The organism is Streptococcus sp. KHUD_014, from assembly GCF_051106275.1.
Classification (GTDB): domain Bacteria; phylum Bacillota; class Bacilli; order Lactobacillales; family Streptococcaceae; genus Streptococcus.
Genome location: NZ_CP193666.1, coordinates 524,713 through 538,991, shown reverse-complemented (window position 1 = coordinate 538,991; position 14,279 = coordinate 524,713). Strand labels below are relative to the sequence as shown.

Sequence of the window (14,279 nt, the reverse complement as noted above, 5' to 3'; positions counted from 1 at the left end):
TTCGTCAATCAAGCAAGGGGATCCGAATATCCACTGCCAAACCCTGCTTGGGTGCTGTTAATAGTTGTATGCTCCCTGCCATATCTTCCACTCGTTCTTTGATATTGCGTAGTCCATAGCTTAGTTCATCAACATCATCTAACTGAAAACCACGACCGTTGTCTACTACCTTTAACTGCAAGCCTGTTTCCGTTTGATAAAGATAAACATCTAGACAAGAAGCTTGGGCATGACGGAGAGTGTTACTAATCAATTCTTGGACGATACGAAAGACATGCTCCTCAATCTTTTTAGGCAATTGGTCTACCTGATATTTAAAACTGACTTTGAGTTCACTTTTTTCTTCCAATTCTTTGAGAAGCAACTGAATTCCCTCAACCAGACTCTTTTGTTCTAATTCTATCGGTCGTAAATGCAAAAGAAGAATGCGCAAGTCTCTTTGAGCTGTCTCTAAAATGGCAGTCACACTTTGGAGTTGTGTTTGCATCTTCTCTCTGTCTAATTTGGAAGCTTGTTGACTGAGCCCTGATAAAATCATATGGGCAGCAAAAATTTCTTGGCTAACTGTATCATGCAAGTCACGCGCGATTCTCTTGCGCTCCTTTTCAACAATTTCTTCTTCTTTGACCAAGGCCTGATTGTCTGCTTTTTGAATAGCTTCTGTCAACAAACCGAGCTTTCCTGACAAATTTCTAAAACTTGCGTCTAGGTCAGCATCTCCCAGACTTTCTATATCTTTGCCAGCTAGGAGACGTTTGAGATTTGCTTGGATTCTTCTCTTTGAAATTTCGTCAACCATTGTCCAGAATAGGACTAATAAAAAGGCTAGGACAAGACTAAACATCAGGGCTAGAAAAAGAACTTTCTCTGTCTTTTCTAGATCCTGAAAAAGAGAAGTCCACTCCAAATCCAAGATCTTAAAAATGCTTCGAAATAGAAAAGCAACAAAGAGAAACGAGGTGAGACCAATTAAAATATAGGGTTGCTTTTTCATCCTCTCACCACCTCAACATCTCCAACCATAGTTGTCAAAAGAATCTTAACGCTCTTTGGACTCTTGAGATAATCTCTGGTTTCTTGGTGAAATTGCTCATTACGCAAAGCACGTTTAGGCTGGTCAAAAAAGGTTAAATCTCCGTATAGAGAATTAACACTAAGGCTGACTTCAACATCCACTGGTACGATAATTCTAGTCGTACCAACCAGTTTTCTCAAGATAATGACATTATCATGATTGCTTAAAATGACATGCTCTAGATGAATGGTATCCTTCCCCATAAGGCGAAAGAGATTGATATCATCAAAACGACAGGTCTGATAGCTTGAGAAGTGATGAAGACTTCCAAACCAGCGATTTTTCTCCCTCTTTACTGTCACAACATCTTCAAAGACCAGATTGGTGTCTTCTCTTTCCTGATTCATCATAGGATAAAGTAGGAAGAAACTATAAATCAAAGCCACAAAGATGGCTAAAATGACAAAGGGATTGAGCATGATGATAAAGAAAAATAGGATGCTCACCGCCACTAAAATAAAGTTATTCCCCTGTTTTCCAGTATAGTATCGAATCAGCAGTAAAAACAAGAGCAAAATAAGTAGAAAACGGGAAAAATGCTCTGATACCATCATAATCAGAGCTCCTGTCAATAAACAAGCTTCAATAAATAGAAAAATTTGAAATTTTCGCATGTAACCGTCCTCTCTATTTAATTGTATCACAAATCCCAAAAGTCACATCAGTCTGAGGAATGATAAAGAGACCGGGACTAAAATCCCGATCTCCTTACATTTGGTCTTTTGCTTCTTTTAATTTTCCATATAAGAGATAGTCGACCTCTTGCAAATCCTCAATCTTTGCACAATTAAGGGCACACATAATCAAGCGTAGTTCTTCCTTCCAACCTTCAACAATGGAAATAACGACATCAACAGAGTAATTCTCAACCAGCTCTAACATAGTGCGTGATAGACCAACTGCCTTGGCTCCAAACACCAAGCATTTGATGATATCTAGTGGATTGCGAACTCCTCCACTAACCAAAAGTTCCATCTTGTCTTTCCAGTCTTGGGCATTCAGAAGAGCTTGCATGGTCGATTGACCCCAGTCATTTAGGTAGTCACGCTGTCCACTGCGACGGTTTTCGATATAGGCAAAGCTGGTTCCCCCACGCCCAGACAAATCAACGGTTCGTATTCCCATCTCATAAGCCTTAGCAATGGTTTTCACATCCATACCAAAGCCGACTTCTTTTAAAACAAGGGGCACAGAAATCTGATTAGCATAATCTTTCAGATTATGCTGCCATAATTTAAATTGACGTTCACCCTCTGGCATGAGCAATTCCTGCATGACATTAACATGAACTTGTAAGAGAAGGGGATTCATCTCTTTCACTGTTTGTAGACCCAATTCAACTGGCTTGTCCAAGCCAATGTTGGTTCCAAGAAGGAGGTCAGGGTAACTAGTTTTGACTGAAAAAGAGTCATCTGAAGGATCCTTAAGAGCAGCGCTGTAGGAACCCGTTACAAATAAAATCCGACAGGCTTCAGCCACCTGAGCCAATTTTTGATTGATTTCTTTACCCTTTTCACTCCCACCTGTCATGGCATTGATATAAAAGGGGAGATCCCATTTTCGCCCTGCAAATTCTGTCGAAAGGTCAATTTCATTTAAGTCATATAAGGGTAGCGAGGAGTGGATCAACTCCACTTCATCAAAACTATTATAAGTACTGTTTTGTTCAAGGGCATAGCGGATGTGTTCATCCTTCCGATTTGTCGTCATGTCCCATCCTTTCTTGATATAAGAGTTCAATTCCTAGATCAGCCCAGCGTTTTTTCAGTAGTGTGGTCGAATCTTGGTCAAAACTAAGAGCAATCCCACAGTCTCCACCACCAGCACCACTACTTTTAGCGACAGCTTTTAAGTCTTGGCTAGCATTTTTTAATTGCCTGAGCAAAGGTGTGTAAATGTCTGAACTCAAGCCTTCTAAAAGCAGACTAGCATGATTTAGCAACTCAATGATTTTATCTTCTTGACCTACCTCCAAAGCCTTTACCAAGTTAGCTACTGTTTCTTTTGAAGCCTGTAAAAAGCTAGCGTTCATATTATTCTTGATTTGCTTGACCATGTGACTAGATACAGCCACTTCCTTGGTCCAACCAACCAGAAAATCAAATTTCAACGCTGGTTCAACACTCCTAATAGAAAAGCCCCAGTCACGTGCTAATACAGCCTGCAAGTCTTCTTTTTCTAGCCAATCTGCCACTTTCTCACGGTCAAATGACTGATAGAGGACGAGGTCTTCTGATACGATACAGGCAATGTCCCCCATGGAGCCATTGTCCCCACGTTTGAGAAGAACTGCACTAGCCAGTTTAAACAAGAGTTCTCTTTCAGTGGCTCTTTCATAGAAAGCAAGCATGGCCTTGATAACCAGTACAATGACGCTACCACTAGAACCCAGTCCAAACTTCTTGCCTTCACGTTCCATTTTACCACGTATGTCAATAGAAAAGGGCTGTAGTTCAATTCCTTGATCAGTCAGGTATTCTTCCACCAAGACAACTGTTTCTTGAATCAAGGCATAAGAAGAATCTGGACGCATGTCAACACTATAGGAAAACATATCTGAGTAGAGTCGATAATCATTAGACGCTTTAATCTCAGCCGTCATATAGATGGGAATAGCCTTTATTAGCGCCAACTGTCCTGGTTCTAAAATGGCATACTCCCCAGCCCAATAGAGCTTCCCACAAGTTTTAACAATCGTCATCTTGACTCAAATCCTTTGTTTTTGAAACGATTAAGCGATAGCGTTGACCTAAAAGTTCTGATAAATGTTCCAAGTCCTCTTCCAAGCAAAGAACCTTGACATTAGGGCCCGCATCCATGGTAAAGTAGCAAGATTCTCCTTGTTCTCTAAGCTGACGAACAAAATCCATAGCCTCATAACTAGCATCTGTCAGATAAGAGAAGGATGGAGTTGCAGTTTTTGTCGTAGCATGCATAGCCAACGCGTTCTTCTCTGTCAATTCTCCAACTTTCTTAAAGTCATTCTCCTTGAGATGGACTAACATATCCTTGTAATCTTGTTCAGATTGACGAATCCACTCATCAAAAGTCGTAGAAGTTTCGACACAAAGCTTCATCCCATCTCGACTGGAAATTGGTTTTTTCTGGTCTTCCAAGACCAACATAATCATAGCTAGTTTCAAGTCAGTTTCGACAGGATAAATCTCTCCACTATCCTTGTCCCAGGCTGCCAAGGGGCCATAAAAACTACGAGATGAAGAACCCGATGCAAACTTAGCTTCCAAGGCCAATTCTTTACGATCTAGTCCTAATTGGAAATAGGCGTTGCAGGCTTTTACCAAGGCAGATAAGCCACTGGAACTTGAAGAAAGACCTGCTGCTGTTGGCATATTGTTCTTAGTATCGATACGAACAAAACCTGCTCCTTCGGGACGGTAGCGATCAATGATTTTACGCATCTTAGCGTGCTCAGCTTCATTTTGTAACTGACCATTGATATAGAATGCATCTGCGGTTGCATCTGCTGATAAAGGAGAAAGTGTCGTCTCCGTAAACATATTTTCTAAAGTCAAAGAGATACTGCTAGTCGCGGGAACCATCTCTTTTTCTGCTTTCTTCCCCCAATATTTAATAATGGCAATATTGGCATAGGAACGTACTGTTACAGGCTTTCGATCCATGTCTGAACAGCTCCTTTCTCTTCTAATCTTTCTGCGAGTTCTTGCGCTTGTTTTACATTAGCAGCCAAGGCAATAATGCAACCTCCTAGACCACCACCACTCATCTTGGCACCTAGGGCACCCTGTTCAAGGGCAGTTTCAACCAAGGCATCTGCCTCAGGGCTACTAACTCCGATTTCTCTTAGATTTCCATGAGCTTTGGTTAGAATTTCTCCCAGCTTCACGGCATCTTTTGTTTTTATTGCTTCTTCTGCTTCTTGAGTTAACTCTCCTAACGCATGCAAGAAAGGTAAGGCATCCTTGCCCTTGCTCTGCACGACTTGGATAGCTTCACGAGTATGTCCATAAACTCCAGTATCTGCAATGACCAGATAAGCTGACAAATCCATAGCCAATTCTTCAAAACCTACATTCTTGATAAAACGAATAGGCTGGTCACTCAGACAAGTCTTGGCATCCAACCCACTAGGATTCATATGGGCAATCATCTCCGCCCGATTGACTAAAATCTCTAACACATCATGTGGAAGTTCTGCTTGGTAATAATCAAATACCGCACGAATGGCCGCAATGCTAATAGCTGCTGAAGATCCCATCCCCCGTTTTTCTGGAATAGCCGAGTCAATTTGACAACGGATGCAAGCATCTTTGATATTTAAATACTCGAGGGAAGCATAAACTGCCATAGACAAGGTATCCTCTGCAAAAAGACGCCATGGTGTCGCTGCTGGAACTACCCTACAAGTCACTTCAACCTCTAAAAGAGGTAAAGAGATGGCTGGGTAGCCATAAACCACTGCATGCTCTCCTATTAAAATAATTTTACTATGTGCCTGACCGACACCAACTTCTTTTGTCATTTAATCCTACTATCAGACGAAAAGCGTCTGTTTCTAGATAAAATTTTAGAACTTTATTCCTTTCTATTTTATTATATTTTCACAAAAAAAGCGATTGTTTCCTTCACAATCGCTTGTTTTCATTATTGTACCCACTCGCCATTGTAGTTGACGTAGTAGCCATCTACTTTTGTATTCACAGCTAGGGCACCTGAACTATAGGCATAGTACCATTTGCCATTGACCTGGAACCAACCTGTCTTCATATCTCCATTACTTGCATTTAGGTAGTACCAAGTTGAACCATCTTGATACCAACCAGTTGCCATAGCTCCTGATGAACGGAGATAGTACCACTTGTTACCAAGATATTGCCAGCCTGTTTTCATATCGCCATTTGGCTGGTCTAAATAATACCAAGTGGTACCTTCTTGATACCAGCCAGTTGCCATTGCACCTGATGAACGGAGGTAGTACCAGTTATTACCAAGATATTGCCAACCCGTTTGCATAATACCAGTTTCTGGGTCTAGGTAGTACCATGGAGCAGGTTTGCTTCTGTCAATACCAAAAATAACATGGAAATCTTGAGTCCAACCCTTAGCCATTTCACCAATTGGTAGTGGATAGTAAGAATCATCGCCAGAATTTCCAAGCTTATTTAAATAATACCAATGACCATCTTCATAAATCCATCCTGTCTTCAAGGCGTAATCTTCATCGAAGTAATATGTTCTCTTCTCGGCAGAAGGATTGTACTGTTCACCATATACTTTTCCTGTATTTTCAGACGATTTTGCCTCTAAGACTTGTTTCTCTGTCTGTTCTAGCAAAGCGCCATCCGAACCAAAGTAATACCATCTTTGTTGGAGTCCAATTTCTTTTACCCCATGATTATCAAATAAATTATCACGATAACCTGTTCCAGGAATTTCTACGTATTGCCAACCGACAACCATCTCTCCTCTACCACCAAAATAGTAGGTTTTACCGTCTATTTTATGCCAATAGATTGCTTTATGGTCATCTTTTATATAATATTTTCTATTATCCTTATCAACAAACTGTCCACCTGTGGTATCCGCCAATACTGTACTTGTCGCTAGCAAACCAAAGAAAAATGCTGTTAGTCCAACTTGCATCAATTTTTTCAAAATTTTCATCTATATACCCTCCAATATTAAATCCACTCACCAGATGAGGCGAAATTATAAACTTTACCATCGATAGTTTGGCTACCTGTAACCATTGCTCCAGAGGAATTGAGATAATACCAGTTTCCTCCTACTTTTATCCAACCTGTTTTCATGTCTCCATTAGTAGGATCTAGATAGTACCATGTTGAACCATCTTTCACCCAACCAGTTGCCATAGCTCCTGATGAACGGAGATAGTACCACTTGTTACCAAGATATTGCCAGCCTGTTTTCATATCGCCATTTTCAGCATCTAAATAGTACCAAGTTGAGCCTTCCTGATACCAGCCAGTTGTCATAGCTCCTGATGAACGGAGGTAGTACCACTTATTGCCAATTTGCTTCCAACCAGTTTGCATGATACCAGTTGTTGGATCTAGATAGTACCAAGCTGAACCATCATTTATCCAACCTGAACGTCTTTCACCACCAATATAGTTTTCTCCATTAATTTCCGTTTTAGCTAGATAATACCAATTAGACTGATCATAAAGCCAACCTGTCTCTAAAGAATGATTTTGATTAAAGTAATAGTTCGTGTAAAAACTCTTCTCTTCTTTGTCTTCCGGATTTGTACGTTTTTCCCCATACTTTCTTCCAACACTGTCTTTAGTTTTAACCTCTAATGCTTTCCAACCAACAAACTCTTGTAGCACTCCATTTTTATCGAAATAGTACCACTCTGACTTTGGAAAACCTTCTAATCTGATACCATTTGGGTAAGGACCAATTGTACTACCTTTAGATGGAAACGGGATATATTGCCAGCCGATAACCATCTCTCCAGATAGAGGATCAAAATAATAGTACTTCCCATCAATCACTCGCCAGTAGGTTTCTTTGAGTTCCCCCTTCTTGTAGTAGGTTCTACCATTTTCTTGGACAAATTGCCAGCCTTCCGAATCAGCATCATCCGCAAATACTGCACTTGTCGCTAGCAAACCAAAGAAAAAGACTGCTAATGCGATTTGCATTAATTTTTTCAAAAATTTCATTCTTTTATCCTCCAAAATGATTATAGCAAATGTTTTTGTTTTTATCAATATATTAAGTTTAAACCAACAAGAATCTACTCAAAGTTTGCTTTGAACTTGAAGTTAAGACTGACCAATTTGTTTAAAAAATAAACTGATAGACAGCACAGCCAAGCCTCATGAAATTTCCGATGAAGAGGTTCGTTTATTTTAAAGATCAAAAAAAGCAGTTACATAACTGCAACTGCTTTTTTATTCCTGCATGGTATAACCAACACCACGCACTGTTTTGATGTAGCTCTTTTGACCTTTGACATCAATCTTGCTCCGTAGATATCGGATATAGACATCTACGATATTGGTCTCTGTAGCACTTTCATACTTCCAGACGCTCTCTAGCAATTGTTCACGAGTTAAGACTTTCTTACTCCCCATGAGTGTAGCTAAGAGGTCATATTCACGACGAGTGAGAGCAATCATTTCATCACCACGATAGACCGTGTGATTTTCAACATCAATCCTCAAATTTCGGTAGGCCGTTGGCACCTTCATCTGATTACAATGCTGATCAATAAAATCACGTCCGCGGAAAATCGCTGAAATTCTATCAACCAAATTTTCGATAATGACTGGCTTATAGATGTAAGAAACTGCAAACCGCTGAATGACTTCCAGCTCTTCTTGCAAGTCCTCCCAATGATCCAAGATCATGATGACAGAAGCAGGTTTAGTTCGACTCAGCCTTTCAGCAAAGTCCCGAGCCGTCATATCTCCCAGATTAAAGTTCAATAAAATCAAATCATAATCTGTCTGAAGAGCCAGAGAAAGGGCTTTTTGCCCCTCCTCTACTAGATCAACCCGATAGTGCTCTTTCTGGAGTTCCAAACTTAAAAAATGAGCTAGATTTCTTTCTTTTTCAAGCAATAAAATCCGTTTCCCCATAGCTTGGCCTACTTATTTTTCGTCATACCAAGAATAGTGGAAGGTTCCTTCTTTGTCTTTACGTTGGTAAGTGTGGGCACCAAAGTAATCACGTTGTGCTTGGATCAAGTTAGCTGGAAGATCAGCTGAACGATAGCTATCATAGTAAGTAATAGCTGCTGAGAAAGTTGGTACTGGTACACCAGCTTGGACCGCAAGAGTTACGATATCACGAACCGCTTGTTGGTATTTAGCAGTAACATCCAAGAAGTACTCATCCAAAAGAAGGTTAGCAAGGTCTGCATCACGATTGTAAGCATCTGTAATCTTTTGCAAGAAACGAGAACGGATGATGCAGCCATCACGCCAGATAGATGCGATGTCTGCAAATGGCAAGTTCCAGTTGTTTTCTTTAGAAGCTACACGCAATTGGGCAAAACCTTGTGCGTATGAGATGATTTTTGAGAAGTAAAGAGCTTGGCGGATCTTTTCGATCAATTCAGCCTTGTCGCCTTCAAATTTGAAAGCAGCTGGTTTTGGAAGCACCTTGCTAGCGTGTACACGTTCTTCTTTGTAAGTAGAGATGTAACGCGCAAATACTGACTCAGTGATGAGTGACAATGGTACACCAAGGTCAAGTGATGACTGGCTAGTCCATTTACCAGTTCCCTTGTTACCTGCAGCATCAAGGATGTAATCTACGATTGGTCCATCTTGACCTTCATCATCTTTACGTCCAAGGATGTCAGCAGTGATTTCAATCAAGTAGCTATCCAACTCACCCTTGTTCCACTCAGTAAAGATTTCAGCCATGTCTTCTGCAGAGAGTCCAAGCAAGTGTTGCATCAAGTCATAGCTTTCTGCGATCAATTGCATATCCCCATACTCGATACCGTTGTGAACCATTTTCACATAGTGACCAGCTCCATCAGGACCGATGTAAGTCACACATGGTTTGCCATCTTCTGGTGCTTTAGCTGAGATTTCTTCAAGAACATCCGCAACCAATTCGTAGGCTTCTTTTTGTCCACCAGGCATGATAGAAGGACCTTCAAGGGCACCTTTTTCACCACCAGAAACCCCTGTACCGATAAAGTTGATACCTGAGTTAGCTAATTCTTCATTACGACGGATAGTATCTTTGTAGAAAGTATTTCCTCCGTCAATCAAGATATCGCCTTTGTCCAAATGTGGAAGAAGGGCTTGGATGGTCGCATCTGTACCAGGTCCAGCTTGAACCATGAGCATGATACGACGTGGTTTTTCAATTGAATTTACAAAACTTTCAACGTCATAGCTTGGCACAAAGTTCTTTTCAGGGTGGCAAGCAATTACATCTTCTGTCTTTTCTTTACTACGGTTATAAATAGCAACTGTGTAACCACGAGATTCGATATTTAGGGCAAGGTTACGACCCATCACGGCCATACCTACGACACCAAAGTTAGCTTTTGTCATGTGACACTCCTCTTATTTAATATGTTTTATTTTATCATGTTTATCTGTGAAAAGAAAGAATTTTGTAACAATTTGACTAGTAGTCTAAGTCATCCGCATGGCCTGACCCATTTCCTACAAAGTATCCTGTCTTACAGTTAAGAGTAAAGAGATAGGTTCCATCAGGTTTATACAGATTGTAATAGCCATTACCATTAACAATATTCACAGGTTCCAAAATGTATTGGTTACCCGTAATGTAGCCACGCGCACGTGAGGTCGCAAGGATTTGCTCCAGAACACCATCTGCAAAGGTCCAGGCAGGATTACTACTATTGTTTACAGCAGATTGATTATACGGCACTCGGCTAGCGCTTCTTTGCAAATTAACACCTTCGCTTGATAATCCACTATCAAGGATATTGTTAGCCGAAGCAGATTCACCAGTGGAAGTTGATGGACTAGTGGAGTTGCTAGCATTACTTTCAGTAGTTGAACTTGACTCTGTTTGATTCGATGAACTTGCTTGACTACTACTTGAGCTTGTAGAACTTGAAAGTTGGCTCTTACCGAGGCTAATCGCCTTATCTAGCAGTTTGTCAATCTCTGTATTACCAGTCTTAACTTCGGTAAATTTGGCATCTGCCTTAACCTTAGCATTCGTATCTAAGACACCATCAGTGATAGCTGGGGTTTCAAACTGAGCATTGACATCTTGAACTGCCTTGATTTGTGTTTCAAGACTATCATATTTTGACTTAACGAGAGTATGTTCTCTCGCCCCTTCAAGTTTGTCCAAAAGGGCTTTAAGCTGATTCAATTGACCAAATTGACTGTTTTTTAAAGCAGTCTTATTTTGGTCAGTATAAAAAGTGTCATATAAACTATTGAATTGATCTAGGATCGCCTGGTTACTCACCAAGCCAGCATCAGATGATTGAGACTGAATTTCTTGTGAAGAGCGAGAGATTTGACGGTAGACATAGTAGCCACTTCCTAAAATAAGAATAATAACTGCTACCACTGCCGATAAGATAAACCTTACTTTTTTGTTCTGTGGTTCATCTTCTGCTTGAGAAGAGCGAGACAGGGATTGAAGTTCCTCTTGCAAAGCTTCATCATCCTCGACCACAAGGGCCTCCGTTGCAGGTTCCACTAAGTTTTTATCCATAACCAAGGTTTCTTCTAGTGGTGGGAGGATGAATTCTTGACCTTCTATTCCCTCTTCTTCATCAAACTTCTCTGAATCAGAAACTTCTTCTACTGGTTCTGTCTCTTCATCAATCGTTTCTTTGGCGTCTTGAAGCAAATCATCTAAGCTTTGAAGTTCCTCTTTCTTAGCCTGAATGTTTGTAAATTTATCAGCCTCGATTTCTTCACGGTGTTGTTTAATGTATTTGTCCAAAATGGAATCATCAGGAGTTACTCCCGCTTCAATTTCTTCATTTTTTCGAATAACCTGTCCAACCGTTAAATCCTTAGCTTCCTCAAAATCAAATTGAGGTTCTTGGGAGGTATTCTCCGATTCTAACATTTCTTCTTTTTTATCCTTTGGATCCATGGCAACTCCTTTCTAATCTACGGGATTTCTTTTAACACGTTGACCAAAATATTGATATAAATCAACTTTCAAAGTACCATTATAGAGTTTTCGTTTTTTATCCGCCTGACTACCATACTTGCTTTCAAAAGATTCATCACTAGTCAGGATAAACTTACTCCAAGTCTTGAGAGGTTCAAAAACCACACCCATTTCAGCATAGAGTTTAGTCACTCCTGCATCATCTAACAAACGTTCTCCATAAGGTGGGTTAGAGATAATAACTCCATTAACCTTGTCCGAACGCAAATCCTGCACACGCATCTGCTTAAAGAGAATATCACCAGATACTCCTGCAGCCTGGGCATTTGCTTTAGCAATTTCCACCATACGTCCATCGATATCACAGCCCATGATGTCCAGTTCAATCTCTCGATCTATTTGCTTACTAGCTTCCGTTCTGACTTCTTGAATCAAGCGGTCACTGACCCAGTTCCATTCTTCAAAGGCAAAGGAACGGCGCAAACCTGGTGCCATCTTACGTGCAATCATAGCAGCTTCAATACAAAAAGTTCCAGAACCACAGGTTGGATCAATCAAAGGCTTATCTGGATACCAGTTTGACAGTTGCAAAATCGCTGCTGCCATATTCTCCTTGATCGGAGCTCCACCCTTTTCAGTGCGGTAACCACGCTTAAAGAGACTTGAGCCAGTAGTATCAATCATCACAGTTGCCACATCTTTCAAAATTGAAACTTCAATCTTGAACTCTGGTCCATTCTCCATGAGAGGTACACCCTCTGGCCGTGCATAATGTTTTTGCAATTTCTTAACAACTGCCTTCTTGGAAATTGCCTGAACACTTGGTTCATTGTGTAATTTCGACTTAACACACTTGGCCTTGGAAATTGGGAAACGGGCCCCAAGCGGGAGATAGTTCTCCCAATCTAAGGCAAAAACACCTTGAAAAAGCTCTTCAAATGTTTTTGCTGGGAATATTCCCACAACGATTTTGATCCTATCCGCAGCTCTTAGCCACAGGTTAGTTTGAATGATTGCTTTCACATCACCTTGAAAACGAACACGTCCATTCTCAACTTGACAATCATAACCAAGATCGCGTACCTCACGCCCAACTACAGCTTCCAAACCCGCCGCAGCAGTTGCAATTAAATTAAATGTTTGTTTCATTTCAGTCTTTTGTAGACCTTTCTTTGTTCCCTTTAAAAAATGAGGTTGAGAAAAATGTCTCAGCCCCAACCTATATGCAATTTTCTATAAGCCATGTTTTGTTCCAGAAGTGACTAGGACCACTTCCTTCGATAATCATCTGTCTACCACTAGCAGCTCTAGCTGATAGCAGTCAGAGTACTACGTTCGTTTCCGCGCACTCCATGCCCCGACCAAAATTTGGGTTGCTAGCTTGAGGGGTTTACCGCGTTCCACTCTCTCCGTTTCCAGAGAGACTCCGTCACTGTGGCACTTTCAAGCCTACTCTGACCTATCAAAAGACTTAGCCATTTCAACTGCCGTAACGATTTCTCGTCCCTAGGCTTATGGTTTCGCCTAGCACAAACACTACAGGCATCACAGCCTGTGCTAGCATGGACTTTCCTCATGAAAAGAAACTCTCTTCACGCGATTATCCAAAAATTGCACAACAAAATCATTCTTAGAAATCAGAATTATCCAAGATTTGTTTGCCAAATACTTCTTTTTCAAGACGATTCAAACGTTTCAAAATATCAAAGTTTGTCATTGAAGTCGTACTTCCAAGCTCTGCTGATTCAGAAGCTACTGGTGTCACTTGAGGTTTTTTCGACAATTCCTCCTTCAACTCAGCAATTTCCATACGTAGTGACTTCACTAGTGCAGCATAAGTTTCATAATCCTTGATGACATCATCCAAAAATTCGTCTACTTCTGCTTTACTGTATCCACGTACTTCTCTTCCAAATTCCTGTTCAAAAATATCTTTCGCTGTAAAAATAATACTTGCCATGTCTCTCTCCATTCTCAGTTGCTAGTATTATTATATAAAAAAAGGCAAACAAAAAGCAAGGTCAAAGGCTCAATTTTCGGAAAAATTTTGGGCTACTTCATTCAATTCTTCAAATGTTAATCTTTTTGTAACATAGTTGTCTTTCTTTTTCATCAGTTCGTAAAAATATCTCAGTTTTGTTTCATTTTCCTCATCATAAAAAAGATAGACCCCATCTGTATTTTCAAGCAAGAAAAACTGATAATCTCTTAATTGTCCCTTATGTTCATATTTGGGATAAGCATACTTGACAAAATCAACCTGCTTAAATTCACTAAGTTTGACTTGATTCCCCTCATTCCAATTATCTCCATGAGTTTCAAAATCAAAAATAGTTGCTAGTTGGAAACCAAATTCAGCTTTCATTTCTTTGGCTACTTCTAAAACCCAGTATTCAAAGCCCAATGTCCCTGTAAATACTAGCCATTTGAGACCATCTTCTGCTAGTTTTTCTAGATCACTACGAATTGCTTTTTTGATAATTTTTAGGCGAATATCCTTGTCATTAAATAATCCTAGATCAAAGGAAGAATAGCCTAAAATCAAGGCTGTATGCATTTTTTCACCCTTTCTGTCTACGTTTATGGTATAATAGAGTGATGTTATTGTACCAAT

General features: G+C 40.3%; 14 protein-coding genes and 1 other RNA gene. All 15 read right to left on the bottom strand.

Translation table 11 applies throughout. The features are described from left to right. Nucleotides 1-4: 4 nt before the first annotated feature. Complete coding sequence (locus ACORHT_RS02650) at nt 5-994, bottom strand: sensor histidine kinase (RefSeq protein WP_434350513.1); 990 nt, start codon at nt 992-994, stop codon at nt 5-7. Beyond that, nucleotides 991-1,689, bottom strand: a complete 699-nt coding sequence (liaF, locus tag ACORHT_RS02645; RefSeq protein ID WP_434350512.1) for a cell wall-active antibiotics response protein LiaF — start codon at nt 1,687-1,689, stop codon at nt 991-993. The genes ACORHT_RS02650 and liaF overlap by 4 nt, the downstream gene beginning before the upstream one ends. Nucleotides 1,690-1,783: 94 nt before the next feature. Further along, a complete protein-coding gene (gene fni / locus ACORHT_RS02640) occupies nt 1,784-2,785 on the bottom strand; it encodes a type 2 isopentenyl-diphosphate Delta-isomerase (RefSeq protein ID WP_434350511.1) in 1,002 nt (333 codons plus the stop codon). Next, on the bottom strand, nt 2,763-3,776 hold the full coding sequence (locus tag ACORHT_RS02635) for a phosphomevalonate kinase (protein WP_434350510.1): 1,014 nt from the start codon (nt 3,774-3,776) through the stop codon (nt 2,763-2,765). Before ACORHT_RS02635 ends, fni begins: the two co-directional genes overlap by 23 nt. After that, entirely contained in the window at nt 3,763-4,716 is a 954-nt protein-coding gene (gene mvaD, locus ACORHT_RS02630) for a diphosphomevalonate decarboxylase (protein ID WP_434350509.1), read from the bottom strand. The genes ACORHT_RS02635 and mvaD overlap by 14 nt, the downstream gene beginning before the upstream one ends. Continuing rightward, nucleotides 4,698-5,576 (bottom strand): mevalonate kinase, encoded by an 879-nt coding sequence (gene mvk / locus ACORHT_RS02625; RefSeq protein WP_434350508.1) that lies wholly within the window; start codon nt 5,574-5,576, stop codon nt 4,698-4,700. The genes mvaD and mvk overlap by 19 nt, the downstream gene beginning before the upstream one ends. A 122-nt stretch (nt 5,577-5,698) precedes the next feature. Further along, entirely contained in the window at nt 5,699-6,718 is a 1,020-nt protein-coding gene (cbpC, locus tag ACORHT_RS02620; RefSeq protein WP_434350507.1) for a choline-binding protein CbpC, read from the bottom strand. Between the two features lie 17 nt (nt 6,719-6,735). Then, entirely contained in the window at nt 6,736-7,746 is a 1,011-nt protein-coding gene (gene cbpJ / locus ACORHT_RS02615; protein WP_434350506.1) for a choline-binding protein CbpJ, read from the bottom strand. Nucleotides 7,747-7,977: 231 nt separating this feature from the next. Further along, complete coding sequence (locus ACORHT_RS02610) at nt 7,978-8,667, bottom strand: response regulator transcription factor (RefSeq protein WP_434350505.1); 690 nt, start codon at nt 8,665-8,667, stop codon at nt 7,978-7,980. 12 nt (nt 8,668-8,679) lie between these two features. Next, nucleotides 8,680-10,104: an NADP-dependent phosphogluconate dehydrogenase gene (gene gndA, locus ACORHT_RS02605; protein ID WP_434350504.1), complete on the bottom strand. Its 1,425-nt coding sequence runs from the start codon at nt 10,102-10,104 to the stop codon at nt 8,680-8,682. A gap of 76 nt (nt 10,105-10,180) precedes the next feature. Next, nucleotides 10,181-11,644 carry a cell division site-positioning protein MapZ gene (mapZ, locus tag ACORHT_RS02600; RefSeq protein WP_434350503.1) on the bottom strand — a complete coding sequence of 488 codons (1,464 nt, stop codon included), beginning with the start codon at nt 11,642-11,644 and terminating at the stop codon, nt 10,181-10,183. 12 nt (nt 11,645-11,656) lie between these two features. Continuing rightward, complete coding sequence (locus ACORHT_RS02595) at nt 11,657-12,814, bottom strand: THUMP domain-containing class I SAM-dependent RNA methyltransferase (RefSeq protein WP_434350502.1); 1,158 nt, start codon at nt 12,812-12,814, stop codon at nt 11,657-11,659. 82 nt (nt 12,815-12,896) lie between these two features. Continuing rightward, nucleotides 12,897-13,277, bottom strand: an RNA gene (gene rnpB, locus ACORHT_RS02590) — RNase P RNA component class B. An 18-nt stretch (nt 13,278-13,295) separates the two neighbouring features. Next, the gene (gene gpsB, locus ACORHT_RS02585) at nt 13,296-13,625 is read right to left on the bottom strand and encodes a cell division regulator GpsB (protein WP_075229958.1); all 330 of its coding nucleotides are present in this window, start codon (nt 13,623-13,625) and stop codon (nt 13,296-13,298) included. Between the two features lie 69 nt (nt 13,626-13,694). Next, on the bottom strand, nt 13,695-14,222 hold the full coding sequence (locus tag ACORHT_RS02580; RefSeq protein WP_434350501.1) for an SLOG family protein: 528 nt from the start codon (nt 14,220-14,222) through the stop codon (nt 13,695-13,697). Nucleotides 14,223-14,279: the final 57 nt, after the last annotated feature.

Excerpts from the sequence above, each read along its gene's own strand:
- ACORHT_RS02650 (WP_434350513.1), bottom strand. The coding sequence starts at position 994 with ATGAAAAAGCAACCCTATATTTTAATTGGTCTCACCTCGTTTCTCTTT.
- liaF (WP_434350512.1), bottom strand. The coding sequence starts at position 1,689 with ATGCGAAAATTTCAAATTTTTCTATTTATTGAAGCTTGTTTATTGACA.
- fni (WP_434350511.1), bottom strand. The coding sequence starts at position 2,785 with ATGACGACAAATCGGAAGGATGAACACATCCGCTATGCCCTTGAACAA.
- ACORHT_RS02635 (WP_434350510.1), bottom strand. The coding sequence starts at position 3,776 with ATGACGATTGTTAAAACTTGTGGGAAGCTCTATTGGGCTGGGGAGTAT.
- mvaD (WP_434350509.1), bottom strand. The coding sequence starts at position 4,716 with ATGGATCGAAAGCCTGTAACAGTACGTTCCTATGCCAATATTGCCATT.
- mvk (WP_434350508.1), bottom strand. The coding sequence starts at position 5,576 with ATGACAAAAGAAGTTGGTGTCGGTCAGGCACATAGTAAAATTATTTTA.
- cbpC (WP_434350507.1), bottom strand. The coding sequence starts at position 6,718 with ATGAAAATTTTGAAAAAATTGATGCAAGTTGGACTAACAGCATTTTTC.
- cbpJ (WP_434350506.1), bottom strand. The coding sequence starts at position 7,746 with ATGAAATTTTTGAAAAAATTAATGCAAATCGCATTAGCAGTCTTTTTC.
- ACORHT_RS02610 (WP_434350505.1), bottom strand. The coding sequence starts at position 8,667 with ATGGGGAAACGGATTTTATTGCTTGAAAAAGAAAGAAATCTAGCTCAT.
- gndA (WP_434350504.1), bottom strand. The coding sequence starts at position 10,104 with ATGACAAAAGCTAACTTTGGTGTCGTAGGTATGGCCGTGATGGGTCGT.
- mapZ (WP_434350503.1), bottom strand. The coding sequence starts at position 11,644 with ATGGATCCAAAGGATAAAAAAGAAGAAATGTTAGAATCGGAGAATACC.
- ACORHT_RS02595 (WP_434350502.1), bottom strand. The coding sequence starts at position 12,814 with ATGAAACAAACATTTAATTTAATTGCAACTGCTGCGGCGGGTTTGGAA.
- gpsB (WP_075229958.1), bottom strand. The coding sequence starts at position 13,625 with ATGGCAAGTATTATTTTTACAGCGAAAGATATTTTTGAACAGGAATTT.
- ACORHT_RS02580 (WP_434350501.1), bottom strand. The coding sequence starts at position 14,222 with ATGCATACAGCCTTGATTTTAGGCTATTCTTCCTTTGATCTAGGATTA.